The 15,670-nt window shown below is 73.6% G+C and carries 15 protein-coding genes; 3 read left to right on the top strand and 12 right to left on the bottom strand.

Annotation, left to right across the window (positions count from 1 at the left end; all coding sequences use genetic code 11):
• Positions 1–39 precede the first annotated feature (39 nt).
• On the top strand, positions 40–117 hold the full coding sequence (locus IG88_RS45295) for a 50S ribosomal protein bL37 (RefSeq protein ID WP_370454205.1): 78 nt from the start codon (positions 40–42) through the stop codon (positions 115–117).
• A 42-nt stretch (positions 118–159) separates the two neighbouring features.
• On the opposite strand, the gene IG88_RS0112095 is transcribed toward IG88_RS45295, so the two are convergent.
• Positions 160–1,272: an alpha/beta hydrolase-fold protein gene (locus IG88_RS0112095; protein WP_031038799.1), complete on the bottom strand. Its 1,113-nt coding sequence runs from the start codon at positions 1,270–1,272 to the stop codon at positions 160–162.
• A gap of 88 nt (positions 1,273–1,360) precedes the next feature.
• On the opposite strand from IG88_RS0112095, the gene IG88_RS0112090 reads away from it, so the two are divergent.
• Positions 1,361–1,579: an MbtH family protein gene (locus IG88_RS0112090; RefSeq protein WP_031038796.1), complete on the top strand. Its 219-nt coding sequence runs from the start codon at positions 1,361–1,363 to the stop codon at positions 1,577–1,579.
• On the opposite strand, the gene IG88_RS0112085 is transcribed toward IG88_RS0112090, so the two are convergent.
• Positions 1,569–2,309 carry a chitinase gene (locus IG88_RS0112085; RefSeq protein WP_031038793.1) on the bottom strand — a complete coding sequence of 247 codons (741 nt, stop codon included), beginning with the start codon at positions 2,307–2,309 and terminating at the stop codon, positions 1,569–1,571. The genes IG88_RS0112090 and IG88_RS0112085 overlap by 11 nt on opposite strands.
• Before the next feature lie 131 nt (positions 2,310–2,440).
• On the bottom strand, positions 2,441–2,959 hold the full coding sequence (locus IG88_RS0112080; RefSeq protein ID WP_031038791.1) for a lytic polysaccharide monooxygenase auxiliary activity family 9 protein: 519 nt from the start codon (positions 2,957–2,959) through the stop codon (positions 2,441–2,443).
• A gap of 484 nt (positions 2,960–3,443) precedes the next feature.
• On the opposite strand from IG88_RS0112080, the gene IG88_RS0112075 reads away from it, so the two are divergent.
• Positions 3,444–4,517, top strand: coding sequence for a ferritin-like domain-containing protein (locus IG88_RS0112075; protein ID WP_051851881.1), 1,074 nt, complete (start codon positions 3,444–3,446; stop codon positions 4,515–4,517).
• 49 nt (positions 4,518–4,566) lie between these two features.
• On the opposite strand, the gene IG88_RS0112070 is transcribed toward IG88_RS0112075, so the two are convergent.
• The 9 genes from IG88_RS0112070 to IG88_RS0112030 all read right to left on the bottom strand — a co-directional run bounded on the left by IG88_RS0112070 (position 4,567) and on the right by IG88_RS0112030 (position 15,670).
• Complete coding sequence (locus tag IG88_RS0112070; RefSeq protein WP_031038783.1) at positions 4,567–4,959, bottom strand: VOC family protein; 393 nt, start codon at positions 4,957–4,959, stop codon at positions 4,567–4,569.
• An 85-nt stretch (positions 4,960–5,044) separates the two neighbouring features.
• On the bottom strand, positions 5,045–6,157 hold the full coding sequence (locus IG88_RS0112065; RefSeq protein WP_051851880.1) for a P1 family peptidase: 1,113 nt from the start codon (positions 6,155–6,157) through the stop codon (positions 5,045–5,047).
• 206 nt (positions 6,158–6,363) lie between these two features.
• On the bottom strand, positions 6,364–7,182 hold the full coding sequence (locus IG88_RS0112060; protein WP_031038777.1) for a siderophore-interacting protein: 819 nt from the start codon (positions 7,180–7,182) through the stop codon (positions 6,364–6,366).
• Positions 7,183–7,196: 14 nt separating this feature from the next.
• Positions 7,197–9,479, bottom strand: a complete 2,283-nt coding sequence (locus IG88_RS0112055) for a glycoside hydrolase family 3 N-terminal domain-containing protein (RefSeq protein WP_031038776.1) — start codon at positions 9,477–9,479, stop codon at positions 7,197–7,199.
• The gene (locus tag IG88_RS0112050) at positions 9,476–11,410 is read right to left on the bottom strand and encodes a glycoside hydrolase 5 family protein (protein ID WP_031038772.1); all 1,935 of its coding nucleotides are present in this window, start codon (positions 11,408–11,410) and stop codon (positions 9,476–9,478) included. The genes IG88_RS0112055 and IG88_RS0112050 overlap by 4 nt, the downstream gene beginning before the upstream one ends.
• Before the next feature lie 64 nt (positions 11,411–11,474).
• Entirely contained in the window at positions 11,475–12,518 is a 1,044-nt protein-coding gene (locus IG88_RS0112045; protein ID WP_031038770.1) for a LacI family DNA-binding transcriptional regulator, read from the bottom strand.
• A complete protein-coding gene (locus IG88_RS0112040) occupies positions 12,515–13,342 on the bottom strand; it encodes a carbohydrate ABC transporter permease (protein WP_031038766.1) in 828 nt (275 codons plus the stop codon). The genes IG88_RS0112045 and IG88_RS0112040 overlap by 4 nt, the downstream gene beginning before the upstream one ends.
• A gap of 14 nt (positions 13,343–13,356) precedes the next feature.
• On the bottom strand, positions 13,357–14,298 hold the full coding sequence (locus IG88_RS0112035) for a carbohydrate ABC transporter permease (protein ID WP_031038765.1): 942 nt from the start codon (positions 14,296–14,298) through the stop codon (positions 13,357–13,359).
• Positions 14,299–14,380: 82 nt separating this feature from the next.
• On the bottom strand, positions 14,381–15,670 hold the full coding sequence (locus IG88_RS0112030) for an ABC transporter substrate-binding protein (RefSeq protein ID WP_031038761.1): 1,290 nt from the start codon (positions 15,668–15,670) through the stop codon (positions 14,381–14,383).

Genomic DNA, 15,670 nt, shown 5'->3' with positions numbered 1-15,670 from the left:
GTGCGAAGCGCGTGGAAACACAACCGCAAGGAGGTACCGATGTCCTCGAAACGACGTCGCAAGAAGAAGGCCCGCCGCAAGAACGGCGCGAACCACGGCAAGCGTCCCCAGAGCTGAGGACGTTCCGGCGCCGGGGGTGGGCGGCCGAGCCGCCCACCCTCACGCTGCGCCGGCGCGGCCGTGCTCCAGTGCCCAGGCCACGTCCCGCAACAATGCGTGCCGCCAGCCCGCCCGGTCGTGCCCGGACGCCGACCGGGAGACCCGCACGGTCGCCCCGGCCCGCTCGGTCAGCTCCTCCACCAGGCCGCAGTGCGGCAGCATCCGCCGCTCGTGCTCGCCCACGTCGAAGGCCACCCGCAGTCCGGACAGATCCGGCCGCCCGCGCAGCCGGGCCGCGAGCGCGCCGCCGAGCGGGCCGCCCAGCGGGTCCGCCAGGTCCGCGGCACCCGGCGTCCACCACACCGACGGCGACTGACAGGCCACCCGCGACACCAGACCCGGGAACTCCACGGCCGCGTACAGCGCGCTCAGCCCGCCCAGGCTCTGCCCCGCGACCACGAGCCGGTCCAGGTCGGCGGGCACGCCGCTCCGGGCGACCAGCGGCAGCAGCTCGTCCCGCACCGCCTCCCACAGCTCGGGCCGGCAGCCGAACTCGGCCGCGCGGTCCCTGGCCGGCAGGAACACGAGCGTGACCGGTGGCGCGTCACCGCTCGCCACGGCCGAGTCGAACGCGGTCGTTGCCGGGTGCAGGTACAGCCAGTCGTCCCCGTCGAGCAGCAGCACCACCGGCCCGCCGCCGCCCGCCGGGTGGATCCGCACCGTCCGCCGGCCGCCGAGCCGCCGGCTCGTCCAGCGCAGCCGGGTGCGGGGCAGGGGCAGGACGTCGTCGGCGCCGACCGGGGGCCAGTGCGGCTGGGGCGGCGCGTCCGGCGTCGCGGCCACGGACCGGTCGCCGCCCGCACCGGCCGGGTTGCACGGGTCGGCGTACGCCGCGTCGCCCACCAGGAACCGGTACGTCACCCGCAGCCGGGCCGGCATGCGCACCAGCGCGTACCAGCAGTCCGTGGCACGCCACCGGCGCAGCGGCACCGGCTCCGACCAGCTCTCGAAGCCGATGACCGCCGCCCGGGACCCGCGGCGCAGGAACAGGGTCGTCCAGCCGTCGCCGTCGGGCACCGACGCAGGTGTGCGTGCGGCGGCCCAGAAGGCGTCGGTGCCAGGGGCGCCGGGCAGCCCGAACCCGGCGAACGGCTCGTCCCCCGCCAACTCCATGGAGGTCTCCTTGTGGAGCGCTAAGCCCGAGGAATAAGCTCATCGAGCATTAGGCGAGCCTAACCTAATTTCCTGGGAGGTTCCGGGTATGAGCACCAACCCGTTCGACGACGCCGACGGCCGCTTCCTCGTCCTCGTCAACCAGGAGGGACAGCACTCGCTCTGGCCCTCCTTCGCCGAGGTGCCCGGCGGATGGACCGTCGTCTTCGAGGAGAACACCCGGGACGCCTGTCTGGAGTACGTCGAGACCAACTGGACGGACCTGCGCCCCCGTTCCCTGGCCGAGTCCGCCGAGGCTAGCAGCTGAGGTTGTCGCCGGGCTCCACGCCGAGGAGCGCGGCGAAGCGCTCGTAGTTGTCGATCCGGCTCTGGACCTGCGCGGGGTTGCCCCCGTCGCACTCCAGGCTGCCGTTGATGGCGCGGATGGTCTCCCCGAACCCGGCGCCGTCGACCATCGCGTCGTGCGGGGTCATGGTGCCGGGGCCGGACTGGGTGTTCCAGTACCACAGGCCCGTCTTCCAGGCCACGGCCGAGTCGTTCTGCACCAGGTCGGGGTTGTTGAGCAGGTCGATGCCCAGGGCGTCCCCGGCGGCCTTGTAGTTGAAGTTCCAGCTCAACTGGACCGGCCCGCGCCCGTAGTACTTGTCGTTGCCCGCCGGGCAGCCGTAGGGCTGGGAGGCGTCGCAGTAGTGCGGGTAGTTGGCGGTGTTCTGCTCGACGACGTACACCAGCCCGCCCGTCTCGTGACTGACGTTGGCGAGGAAGGCGGCGGCCTCCTGCTTCTGCACCGTCTCGCTGCCGGTGTGGGTGAAGCCCGGGTAGGCGCTGAGCGCGTCCGTGAGGCCGCTGTAGCTGTAGAAGGAGTTCCGGTTGGGGAACATCTCGTTGAACTGGCTCTCGCTCACCACGAATTCGGCGGCGGCCCGGCCGGCGGGCTGCTCGGACTTCTGGGCGACGGCCGAGGGCGCCGTGGTCAGGGTGCACAGGGCGGCCGCCGCGGCGGTGGCGGCCAGCAGGGCGAGCTTGCGGTGCTGCACGATGTCGGCTCCTGTTCGACGGGAACGACGGGAAGGGAAGGCGTGCGGGAACCGGGGGAGGGGCGGAGAGGGGGAGCGACGGCCGGTCCCGAAAGGGGCGCCGTCGCTCCCGTGCTCCCGCGACGGGCCGGTCAGCCGCCGACGTTGACGTCGATGCAGGCGTAGAACGCGTTGTCGGTGTCGGCGACGTTCCACACGGCGAGCACCTTCTGCTGGCCGGTGAGCCCGCCGAAGTCGACCTGGTGGTTCACCACGGCGCCCGGCTTGGCGCCGCCGTCGTCGAACAGGGCGATCCGCTGACCGCCGACGTAGTACTCCCAGGTGCTGGTGGCGTGCTGCGCGGTGAGCCGCCACGAGAACGTCGTGCTCTTCGACACCGGGGTGACCTGCCAGCCCCTGCTGTCGTCGTCCAGCTCCGCGAAGCGGCTGTTGCCGCCGCTGCAACTGGTCAGCCCCTTGGGGCCCTCGACGCTCTGGGGCTCGTACTTGATGTCGCCGCAGGACACCGTGCCGGCCGCGCACTGGGCCTGGCGGCTGGGCGGGTCGGAGATGTAACCGTGGGCGCTCGCCGAGGCGGCGGGAAGGCTCACGGCGACGACGGGAGCCAGGGCCGCGCCGATCAGGGCAGCGGTCTTCCGGCGTACATGCATGGGAACTCCTTCACATCCGGCCGTCCCTGGGCACGCGCGGTCATGTGTGGGGGCGACCGCGCACGCCGGGTACGGCCTCTCGTGGGTGGGGCCAGGAGGCGCGAAGGTGACGCGCGCTCACCGTCCTCGCGGGGGAGTGGGACCCCCGGCAAGGCTCAACTCCGCAAGCGGAGCGGCGAGTTCTGTTGGACTAGACCATACAAGCGGTCGACGTGACCGTGTCAAGAGTGTGTCGGCGACGCGTACGGGGACCGTGCCGAGGAGGTGATCGCCGGCCCGCCCCGGTAGGGCCGACCGGGTACAGGATGCCCCGCTCCGCGTCGCCCGCCCGGGAAACGGCCGCGGCGCTGCTAGTTTCGCCAGCCGTCGGAACAAACGCGGACGCCTCGGTCGGAGGCGGGCATCGCTTGCAGAGGGAGTACGGGTGACTGGAGAGCGCGAGGAACCGTCGGGGACGGGCACCCCGTTCGGGCGAAGGACCTTCATGGCATCGGCCGTCCTGACCGCCGCCGCCCCCGTCGCGGCCGCGGCACCCGCCCGGGCGGCAGCCGGGCCCGAGGGCGCCGTGCCCGGCTGCCGCTCCGTGGCGGGACTGCTCGCCGTCCCGCACACCGGCCGCGGTGTCGAGTGGCTGCGCGAGGCCCTCCAGGTCGCCGTGGCACTCGAACTCGCCACGATCCCGCCCTACCTGTGCGGCTGGTGGTCCGTGGGGGACCGCACCAGCCACGTCGCACGGCTCGTCCGGCGCATCGTCGGCGACGAGATGTACCACATGGGCGTCGTCTGCAACCTGCTGGTGGCCGTGGGCGGCCGGCCGCGGATCACGGACGCGGCCCTCGCCTATCCGGGCCCCCTGCCCGGCGGGGTGCGCGAGGGGGTGAACGTCTACCTCTCGGGCCTCAACAGGCCCTTCGTGCGCGACGTGATGATGGCGATCGAAGCCCCCGAGGCCCCGCTCGCCCGCGGCCTGAACAGCTCGCCCAGCATCGGCCACTTCTACGACGACCTGATGAAGGCGTTCCGGGCCACGGCGCCCGAGCTGTCGTCCCACGGGCAGCTCTCCGAGCGCATCGGCACCGACGTCCTGGAACCCGTGACCGACCTCGACGGAGTCGAGCGGGCCATCGAGATCATCAAGGAGCAGGGCGAGGGCACCACCAGTTCCCCCGACGACGCCTTCGGGGACGACTACCCGGCCCACTACTACGCCTTCGGCGAGATCTACCACGGCCGGCAACTGCGCCAGGAGGCCGACGGTTGGCGGTTCACCGGCGCCCCCGTACCCTTCCCCGACGCACGCCCCATGGCCCGGGTGCCGGCCGGTGGCTGGCGCGGCGCGCCGCAGGGCGTCCAGGACCTGCTCGACCGCTTCGACACGGCCTACGCCAAGGTGCTCAGCACCCTCGAAGCGGCCTGGACCGACGGCGACGCCCGCACCCTGCGCTCGGCCGTGCGGACGATGGGCTCGCTGGAGGCCCCCGCGCTGGAGCTGATGGAAACCCCCGTCCGGGGCGGCTCCGGCACCTACGGCCCGCAGTTCCGGCCGCCTGGCGCCTGACCCCGGCCGGGCGGGTCGCCCCCGGGCGCGCCGCCGGACCGGCCCGCGCCTACGGCACCTGCATGATCTGGATCAGGTTGCCGCAGGTGTCGTCCAGGACGGCCGTGGTGACCGGACCCATCTCCATGGGCTCCTGGGGGAAGTGCACGCCGAGTCCGCGCAGCCGGTCGTACTCCGCGCGCACGTCGTCCACCGAGAACGAGGCGGCCGGGATGCCGTCCTGGGCCAGCGCCGTCCGGTACGGCCCCACGGCGGGGTGTCCGGCGGGCTCCAGCAGCAGCTCGGTGCCGTCGGGGGCCTCGGGCGAGACCACGGTCAGCCACCGGTCCCCGCCCGCCCCCACGGGCACGTCGTGCTTCTTCACGAAGCCCAGCGTCTCGGTGTAGAAGCGCAGGGCGTGGGCCTGGTCGTCGACGAAGACGCTGGTCAGGTGGATCTTCATGGTGATCTTCTCCGGTGCGTGGGTTCCGGGCCGTGCGGCCACGAGTGCTCGGCGGGTCGGAACCCTCCGGGACACCACCTGCCTATCAAGCGCCCCCGCCTCCGGCAACGGCCGGGCCCGCGTCGCCGAAGCCCGGGGCCGGACCGGCCAGGGCGGCGACCAGGGCGTCCACGGGCAGCGCCGGCACCGTGCGGCCGCCGAAGCCGGTCGTCGGGACCGCCGCCAGCAGGGAGTTGAGGACCGCCTCCTCGACCCCGTCGAGGACGGCCTCGAACAGCGGGCCGAGGTCCGCGTCGGCCACCGGACGACCGCCGTCCGGCCGAGTGCCGAACGCGACGGCGTAGTCACCACTGCCGTGGCCGTACGCTGCGCCCGTGCGGGCCAGTGCGAACACGGCGCGCCGTGCGACGCGGGTGAGCTGGCGGGCGTCGAGGGGCGCGTCGGTGGCCACCACGATCATGCAGGAACCGACGTCCGCGCCCGGCCCCGGACCGGCCGCCCCGGTGAGCGGGGCGCGCGGGGGGACGGGCCGGCCGAGCACCCGCAGCGTGCCGCCGAAGTTCGCCTGTACCAGCACGCCCACCGTCCAGCGCCCGTCCCCCACGGCCGGGACGCGGGAGGCGGTGCCGACACCGGCCTTGAACCCCAGGGCGACGGTTCCGGTCCCGGCGCCGACGCACCCCTCGGCCACCGGTCCGCCCGAGGCCGTCTCCAGGGCGGCCCGCACGTGCTCCTCGTGGACGGGCCGGGCCCGGACGTCGGACAGGAAGCCGTCGTTGCACTCGCCCACGACCGGGTTGAGGCTCCGCACCTCCTCGCACCCGGGCCGCTCCATCATCCAGCCGACCAGGGCGTCGGCCACCCGGAACGCCGACAGCGTCGAGGTGAGCAGCACCGGGGTCTCCAGCGCGCCGAGTTCGCTGAGCTGGGTGGTGCCGATCAGCTTGCCGTAGCCGTTGCCCGTGAACACCCCGGCCGGCAGCGGCGTGCCGGGACCGACGAGGTCGGGCACGACGGCGGTGACCCCGGTGTGCACGTCCGGCGGCCGGCGCACGGTCGTGTGCCCGACGCGGATGCCCGGCACGTCGGTGATCGCGTCGAGGGGCCCGGTGTCGCAGGACCCGACGACGACACCGAGGTCGCGCGCCCGGGGCCGGGCGGCGCCGGACACGGAAGGCGGATGAGGTGGTGATCCCATACGCCCGGACGCTACGCCCCGGCCGGCGGTCGGGCGCGCGAGGGGGCGCGCAGCGGGTGCTTGCTCAGGACGGAGACGCGGTTGGAGGCGGGCTCGGTGTCGCGGCCAGGCCGGCGTGACCCACCTGGAGGCCGTCGGCGCCGGCCTGTGGGCCTTCGTGAGGCCGTGGGCCGGAAACCGCCCGGACGCGGAACCGTCCGGTGCCGTCAGGCCGCCGCCGCAGCCTCGTGCTTCCAGAACCCCGAGAAGGTGATGCGCTCCTTCGGCAGGCCCAGGCGGTGCAGGTGCCTGCGCCCCTCGGTGGCCAGGGTCGACTCGCCGACGACGAAGGCGTATCCGGCCGCGTCGGCACGGGTGAGCCGGCGCAGCTCGCGCAGCGCGGCGGCGCCGGGGACCGAGGCGCCGTCCCGGCGTACGACCCAGGAGACACTCACCCCGGCCGGGGCGTCCAGTTCGCGGCGGTCGGCGTCGGTGGGGATCTCCTGGATGAGTCGTCCGACGGTGTCCTCGGGGAGCGAACGCATGATGCTCGCCGTGGCGGGCAGCCCGGTCTCGTCGGCCACCACGGTGACCTCGGAGGCGCCCGGCGGGCAGTCGAAGAGGACGCCCTGGTCGAGCAGGGCGAGCGCGTCGCCGGGGCGGGCGGCGCAGGCCCAGATCGCGGCCCTGCCCTCGATCTCGCCCGTGGGGCCGCGGTGGACGACGAAGTCGATGTCCAGTTCGGCCGCCTCGCTGCGGTAGTCGGCCACCGAGTAGTTGGCGCAGTGCGGCCGCTCCTCCTCGGGGATCGCCAGATACGGCTGCCACCACTGGGAACCGCTGAACTCCGGGAGCCGGAGGCCCCGTTGGTGGGAGAGCGGGAAGAACAGGCGGAACCAGTGGTCGTACCCCAGCCACGGGAAGCCGCCCAGATCGGGGCCGGTGACCGTGACGCGCTGCATGGACGGGGAGACCCGCTCGGTGCGCACGACGTGGGCGCGGAACATCTGCGGGCGCTGGGGCGTGAGCCGTCGAACCTTTGCCATGAGGTAAGGCTAGCCTAAGTTGCGTTCGATTCCGAGTCCGTGATCTCCAGACGGACGCCCCGGGTCCGGTCGGACGCCGGGCCCGTCTCCACTTCCACCACCCCGGGCTCGACCGCGAGCCGCAGGTCGCGCCCCACCGACGCCAGCGTGTCCGGCCCCACCTCGAAGACCGCTTCCGCCTCAGCACCGGGGGCGATGCTCAGGCGGAGGAAACCCCGCAGTTCGCGCACGCGCGGCCAGGACGTGCCCCCGGCCAGGCGGCGCACGTAGAGCTGGACCGTCTCCTCGGCCCTGCGGGCCCCGGTGTTGCGGACGGTCACCCGGCAGGTCGTGAGCGGTGCCCGGGTGCCGACCCGCGCGCGCGACAGGCGCGGCTCCCCGTACACCACGCTCGTGTACGACAACCCGTGTCCGAAGGCGTGACGCGGCCCGGCACCCTGGTCGACGTAGCCGCGGTAGCGGTGGTCCTTGCCGTTGTAGAAGACGGGCAGTTGGGCGGCCGACCGGGGCACGGAGACCGGCAGCCGGCCGCGCGGCTCGGCGTCGCCGAACAGCACCTCGGCCACGGCACGCCCGCCGCGCGGTCCCGGATACCAGGCGCTCAGCACCGCCGCCGCGGGCGTCTCCGGTCCGGGCAGGGCGTGCGGGCGGCCCTGGACCAGCACCACCACGACCGGGGTCCCGGTCGCCGACACCGCGGCCAGCAGCGCCCGTTGCGCGGACGGCAGCGCCAGGTCCGCCAGGTCGACGCCCTCCCCGCAGGTCATCCCGGTCGCCGGGGCGGAACCTGTGACGGCGGCGCCGTTCGCGTCGAAGACGGTCTCCGCGGAGCGGGCGCTGGACCCGCCCAGGACCAGCACCGCCACGTCCGCCCCGGCCGCCAGCGCGACCGCCGCCGGGACCTGCGACACGTCCTTGCCCACCAGGTCGCACCCCCGGCCGTGCACCACCTCGGTGCCGGGTGCCGCCGCCGCGCGGATGCCCTCCAGGACGGTGATGCCAAAGCCCGGCCGCTGCGGTGCCGTGTAGTCGCCGATCTGCTGCGCCAGTGAGTCGGCGTTCGGACCGAGGACCGCGATCCGCCGCAGCCCACGGGACAGGGGCAGTACCCCGCCCTCGTGGGAGAGCAGCGTCACCGAGGCGCGGGCGATGCGCTCGCCCAACTCACCGGGATCGGGGAGGGCTTCGGTCCCGGCCGACGGCACGGGCGCCTCGAACAGGCCCAGCCGGAACTTCAGGGTGAGGACCCGGGCCACCGCGGCGTCCAGGGCCGGCTCGGACACCAGACCGCGTTCCACCGCCTCGCCGAGCCGGGTGAAGGAGTCGTCCCACAGGCTCAGGTCGCACCCCGCGTCCAGGGCCAGCGCCCCGGCCGCCACCGGATCGCCGGTCAGCCGGACCAGCCGGTCCACCGCGGTGCCGTCCGCCATGACGATCCCCTCGAAGCCCCACTCCGTCCGGAGCAGGTCGGTCAGCAGGTACCGGTTGGCGACGCAGGGCAGGCCGTCGAACTCGTTGTAGGCGGCCATCACCCCCGCCGCGCCCGCGGCCAACCCGGCCCGGGCCGCCGCGAGATGCACCTCGTGCAGCTCGCGCGGCCCCAGCTCCGTCGCCGCGCTGTTGCGGCCGCCGACCGTGGCGCCCTGACCGGCGAAGTGCTTGAGGACCACGGCCACCCCCGCCCGTTCCGCACCCTCGACCAGTGCCTCGGTCATCCGCGCCGCGAGGTACGGGTCCTCCGCGAAGCACTCCTCGCTGCGTCCCCAGCGCGGATCGCGCACCAGGTCGAGCGCGGACACCAGGGCGACGTGCGCGCCCCGCGCCCGCAGTTCGGCCGCCGCCCCGGCCACCGCATCGGCGTACAGCCGCGGGTCCCAGGTGGCACCGGCCGCGAGGTTCACCGGGAGCACCGTGCCGTCCAGCGCCTGGTGGCCGTGCGGCATCTCCTCCACCAGCAGGGCCGGGATGCCGAGCCGGGTGTGGTCCACGAGGTGCCGCTGCACGGCCGCCGCCGTCCGGGCACCGTCCCGTGCGTCCAGGCCGTCCGCGAAGCCGACGCCGGACCAGGCGTCGGCCCGCTGCAGCCCGTACAGCGCGCCCATGCCGTCGAAGGCGGCGACCTCCGCGCGGAAGGCGTCGGTGAGGCGGTGACCGTCCCCGGCGCGCTCGTAGGCGTCCCAGCCGTACATGCGCTGGTTGAGCTGGCCGACCTTCTCCGGCAGCGTCATGCGGTCCAGCAGGTCACGGACGCGGTCCGGCACGGGGGCCGCCGGATCGCGGTAGCGGGGGAGGGTCATCGCAGCTCCAGCACGACCACGCCGTACGCGTCGAGCGCCACGTCCCGCACCGGGGCGCCGTCGGACAGGCCGTGCAGCGTGCCCTCGGCGGCCGGACGGACCACGAGCGGGTCGGGACTCTGGCTGACCAGCCACACGAAACGGCGCCCGTCGGCGTGCACGAGGACGTCCGCCGAGACGTGCGGGTCGGCGACCGTAACGGGCCGCCGCACGCCCGCCACCCGGGCGAGCGCCGCGTAGAGACGGTGCGTGACGTCGGGGTTGACGCGCGCGGTGCGGGCCGCCATGTGCTCCAGCGGATAGGTGGCCAGCACCGTGCGTCCGGCGCCGGTCTCGTGCACGATCAGCGCCGGCCGGCCGTGCGCGTCCACGGCCACCACCCGCCCCGCACGCGGTACGACGGGCAGGTAGGCACGGCTGTCCTCGTTCCCGGCGACCGGGAAGCGCAGCACCTCGCCGGCGTGCAGGCCGCCGAAGTCCTCGGTGAACGTCATCTCCAGCACGTCGTCCTCGATCGGCTCGGCGACGCCGTACGACAACTGCAGCTCCACGCCGAAGAATCCGTCGAGGTCGTCGAACCACGGGCCCCGGGTGACCGGGTGCTCGCCGGAGCAGAACGACAGGTACACGGTGGCACCCTCGGCGGCCCGGCGCGCCAGCTCCCTGCGGGTGCGGGTGGTGAGCTGCCGGGTGGCCGGGAGGAGGTAGAGCGACGCCTCGCCCGGCAGTCCGTCGGCCTCGCGGGTGAGGGCCACCGGCAGGTCGGCGGCGCGCGCGGTGACGTAACCCTGGTGCAGGGACGTGAAGATGAGCGGCCGGTCGGCGGGGCGGCTGTAGGGGTAGCCCCGTTCCAGGAAGGCGGGCACGACCAGGGCGGCGCCGGCGTCCGCGCGGACGCAGCGCGGGAAGTCCACCGCCCTCAACACCTCCGCGAAGGCCGCCAGTTCCCGCAACGGAGCCTTGGGCGCCCCGGTGGAGTCGGTGATGCCGAAGTGCATCTCGAAGGGGTGGTGGTCGTAGGGGGACCGGTCCCACAGGTCGTCGTAGTCGGTGTTGTTCCAGGCGAGCCAGCCCGTGGCCCCGCCCAGCAGAGAGTTGTGCAGGGTCTGCCGGTAGAAGACGCCCGCGTTGGCGGCCGAGACGGTGTCGGTCGACAGCCCGAACTCCTCCAGCACGACGGGCTGCCCGGTCACCGAGGCCAGCTCGCACTCGAACGCGGCACGGTAGTGCTGGCGCGGCCGGTCGGTGTCGGAGCGGTACACGTGCGGGCCGACGAAGTCGACGTACTCGGCCGTCTCCCGCAGCGAGAAGCCGTTGTCGCGCCCGGTCACCTCGATGCCCCACGCCCCGTCGCCCAGCGACACCGGCTGCGTCGCGCCCGTCGCCCGCACCGCGTTGCACATGGCCTGCGCCCAGGCGGTCACCACGTCGGAGGAGGGCGGGTCCACCTGGTAGATCCGGCCGTACCCGGGCATCTCGTTGGTGATCAGCCAGCCCGTGACCGCCGGGTGGTCCTTGAAGCGGCGGGCCATGCGGGAGACGAACCACGCCTGGCGGCCGACCATCCACACGTCCTCGTACAGGTCCCGGTTGCCGCGCCAGGCGGGGTCCCAGTTCTCGCCCGACATGTGGCCGACGATGAAGGTCGGTATGGTCCCCATGCCCGTCTGCGTGTGGGCGTCGAGGAAGTCCTCGAAGCGCGCGCACAGTTCCTCGTCGATCCGGTCCGGCTCCGGGTGGAAGTCCGGCCAGTAGAAGAAGGAACGGGTCGTGTTCAGGCCGTGCTCGGCGAGCACACGCAGTTCGTCGCGGACGACGGCCGGGTCGTAGGCGCGCCACATCAGCGGACCGCCGGTGCGGGACCAGAAGTTGGCGCCGAGCCAGGGCAGGACGTCGGGCTGGTGGGTGAGCAGGGCGCTGTGGCGTCGCATGGTCCTTCTCGCGTGGTGGGATGCGGATGGTGCGTGGCCGCGGTCCGCCGCGGCCCGGTGGTGGTCAGGTGGGGGCGGGCCCCGTGGACTCGCGCACGACCAGGCGGGGACGTGCGGCGAGGGCGGTGTCCTCCACCTCCTCGCCGCACAGGGCGAGGAGCATGCGGGCGGCGGCCGCGCCGACCCGCTGCACCTGCTGGTCGACGGTGGTCAGCCGGGGATGGAGCCAGGAGCCGAGCGGCAGGTTGTCGTAGCCGACGACGGACAGGTCCCGCGGCACGGTCAGTCCGGCCCGCTGGGCGGTGCCGATGCCGCAGACGGCCATCGAGTCGTTGGCGTACACGATCGCCGTGGGCCGCTCGGCGGCGTCGAGGAGCGCCTCGGTGGCGCCCACGGCACGCCGTTCGCTGAAGTCGGTGGGCAGGACCGCGAACGGGCGCAGCCCCGCCTCGCGCAGGCCCTGCTCGAAGGCCGCCCTGCGGACGCGGGTGTGCTGGAGCTCGGGCGGGCCGCTGACGTAGGCGACGCGCCGGTGCCCGAGGCCCAGCAGGTGCGCGACGGCCTCGGCGACCCCCGCGCCCTGGTCGCGCAGCCCGACGCGCGGCACGACGGCCGTGTCGTCCGGCGAGCCCAGCAGCACCGCCGGCAGCCTCAGCCGGGCGAGCAGCGCGGGCCGGGCGTCGTCGTCGCGGGCGTCGGTGAGTACGGCGCCGTCCACGCGGCCCTCGGCCGCGAGCCGCTCGTACAGCGCGTTCTCCTCGTGGTCGCCACTGACCAGGTGCAGCAGCAGACCGTAGCCGCGCGGCGCCAGCTCGCCCTCTATGCCGGTGATCAGCTCGCTGAAGTGCGGGTCGGAGCCGAGGACGTCCGTGGGGCGCCGCACCACCAGGGCGAGGCTGCGGGTGCGCGCGTTGCGCAGGGCCGCGGCCGACGCGCTCGGCGACCAGCCCAGCGCAAGCGCGGTGTCGAGGATCCGGCGGCGGGTCGCCTCGGAGAGCCGGCCCTTGTTGTTGAAGGCCTGGGACACGGCGGCCGTCGACACCCCGGCCGCCGCCGCGACCGCCTTGATCGTGGGCCGGCGGCCGGCCCGTCCGGTGGTCACGCTCACATCTTCACCGCCCCGCTGACCAGGGCCTGCTGCATGCGCTTCTGGAGCAGGGTGTAGACGACCCACACCGGCACCAGCGTCAGCACCGTGCCCGCCGTCAGCACGCCGTAGTCCGTGCCGGTGATGGACTTCAGCGTCGGCAGCGCCACCTGCACCGTGCGCTGCGCCGGGTCCGGACCGATGATGACCAGCGAGTACAGGTACTCGTTCCAGAAGGTCAGGAAGTTCAGCAGCAGCACCGTGGCGATGCCCGGCAGGCACATCGGCGTGTACACGTGCCGCAGCACCGCGAAGGTGGACGCCCCGTCCAGCCGGGCGGCCTCCTCCATCTCCGGCGGGATGGTGCGCATGAACTGCACCAGGATCACCACCGACAGCGGCAGCGCCGTGGCCGGCAGGAACAGCACCATGAAGGTGCGGGTGTGGAACAGCCCGGTGGCCGCCGCGAGGAGGAAGGTGGGGAAGAGCGCCGCGAAGGTCGGGATCAGGAAGCCCAGCGAGAAGACCTTCTCGACCACGCCGGCCAGCCGCCCGGTCGAACGCGCCAGCGCGAACGCCGCCGGGATCGCCAGCAGCAGCGTCAGCGCCAGCGAGAACACCGTCACCAGCGCCGAGTTGACGACCGCCAGGCCGAGGTCGGCGCTCTCGAAGGCCGTACGGAAATTGCCGAACCCCAGTGAGGTGGGCGGGGCGAAGGGGTGCGCGAAGATCTCGTCGTTCGACTTGAAGGCCGACGCGAGGAAGTAGTACAGCGGGACGACGAGCAGCACCGCGTACGTCCACACCAGGATGTGGGCCGGGAGCCAGCGCTTGCCGAGCTTCATCAGTGCTGCTCCGATCAGTAGTTCTGGCGGAAGACGCGGCGGATCGTCAGCAGCCCGACGAGTCCGGCCAGGAAGAGGAGGACCCCGACGGTCTGGCTGTAGCCGAGGTCGGCGGCGATGAACGCCTTCTGGTAGACGAGGAAGGACAGCGTGGTGGACGAGGTGCCCGGACCGCCCTGCGTGAGCAGCAGCACGTGCTGTGCGGAGCCGAACAGCGTCCACAGGAACTGGAGCATCGTCACCACGCCCACGTAGTCGCGGACGACGGGGAAGTGGACCGACCACATCGTCCGCCAGTGCCCCGCCCCGTCCAACTGGGCGGCCTCGCCCAGTTCGTCCGGCACACTGCCCAGCCGGGCGGCGAACAGTACGGCGGTGAAGCCGATGCCGGCCCAGATGTCCAGGGCGATCAGACAGGCCAGGGCCGTCGAGGGCGAGGCCAGCCAGGCGTCGGAGAGGGAGCCGAGGCCGACGCTCTCCAGCCCGCCGTTGAGCAGACCGTCCGGGGACAGGGCCGCGTAGAAGACCATCGCCTTCGCGGGCGTGGAGATCAGCCCGGGGATGAAGAGCAGATAGCGGACGACCCGGTGTCCGGGCGGCCGTTGGGCGACGTAGTACCCGAGCATGAACGCGCAGACGATCATCACCGGGACGGCCACGGCCAGTTGAACCGCGGTGTTGCGGACCGCGTCCCAGAACACCGGGTCGTCCAGCACCGTCCGGACGTTGTCGAGCCCGGCGAAGGACACCGGCTGGAGCATGCCGGGCCAGTGCAGGGCCGCGATCACGAAGATGGCGAGCAGCGGCCCCACCATGAAGACCAGGTACCACACCAGCGCGGGCACCGCGAGGACGGTGCCGCCCTGCCGGGGCCGGCGCCCGGCCGGGGCGGGGGAGGCGGGCGGGGCGGACCTGCGGGCCGCGCTCCCGTCCGGCGTCGTCGTGAGCGTCGTCATGCGGTGACTCCCGGAGTACGGGGGGAACGGGGGAGGAGGACGAGGGCGGAACGGGTGGCGCCGCCGGGGACGCGGGGGCGGCTCATGCGGACCGGTACGCCGACTCCAGCGCGGCGCGCACGCGGGCCGCGCCGGTGCCCCGGGTGAACGAGGTGCTGGTCGCGGTGATCAGCGGCTGCGCGGCGGCGGGCGGCACGTACACGTCGGGCAGGAGCACCTGGCTCACCTCGGAGCCGAGCCGCTGGGCGGCCCCCACCAGCGGGAAACCGGTGGAGACGGCGTCCGTGCGCAGGGCCATGTCCCGGCCGCTCTCCGTCACGAACCGCGCCACCGTGTCCTCGCGGTACATGAACCGCAGGAACTTCTCCACGTGCTCGATCTTGCGGACGCCGTTGGGGCTGATCCAGAAGCCGATGAGGGTGTAGGCGCGGATGACGGTCGGGCCGTCGTGCGCCGCACCGTCCGCGAGCGGCCAGCCGCCCACCTCCGTGTGCCGGGCCACCTTCTCGGGCACCTTGGCCAGGGCGGAGGACATCGCCGACTGCACGGCCGCCTCCTCGGTGTTGAACTGCGTCGTCATCGAGTCGGAGGTCAGGCCCTGGGCCTTGTCCGCGAAGACACCGGCGTCCCGCAGGTGCGTGAAGTACTCGATGCCCAGGCGTGCGCCGCGCCCCGAGAAGTCGCCGGTGGTGTAGACGTGCCGGGCCTCCTCCTGGGACAGGAACGTCTGGATGATCTGCGCCATCAGCTTCTGCCCGGTCCAGTCGTTGCCGCCCACCGTCACCGGGGCGATGCCCTTGGCGCGCAGCCTGCGGGCCGCGGCGACGAGCTGGTCCCCGGTGGTGGGGACCGTGTCGACGCCGGCCCGGTCGAGCAGGGCGCGGTTGTAGGCCACGGGCCAGTTGGTGGCGAAGTAGGGGAAGGCCCTCACCCGGCCCTCGTCGTCGGTCCAGTCGGCCAGCGCGGCGGGCAGGACGCGCCCGCGCAGCCCCCAGTCGTCGAGGTAGGGCCTGACGTCGACGGTCGCGCCCACGTCCGTCCAGGCCAGCGTCTTGTCGTAGAGGTTGACCATCACGACGTCGGCCTCCTTGCGGGCCAGCCGCGAGGTCTCGTAGACCTGCGCGAGGTCGTCGCCGTTGACCAGGTTCTTGACCTTCAGCCCGGGATTCTCCTCGCGGAAGCGGTCCACGGCCGCGAGGTAGGTGGGGGAGCCCGGCGCGGTGGTGCCGAGCTGGGTGTGGACGACGAGGGTGTCCGGGTCGGAGTCCGCCGACGCCAGCGACGAACAGCCGGACAGGGCGGGCAGGGCCGCGGCAGCGGCCAGACCGGAACCGGCGGCGAGCAGTTCGCGCCGTGTCAGCGATGAGCGCAC

This window comes from Streptomyces sp. NRRL F-5650 (assembly GCF_000721365.1).
Lineage (GTDB): Bacteria > Actinomycetota > Actinomycetes > Streptomycetales > Streptomycetaceae > Streptomyces > Streptomyces ardesiacus.
Note: the sequence above shows the minus strand (reverse complement) of the source record. Positions and strands in the feature narration are given on the sequence as shown.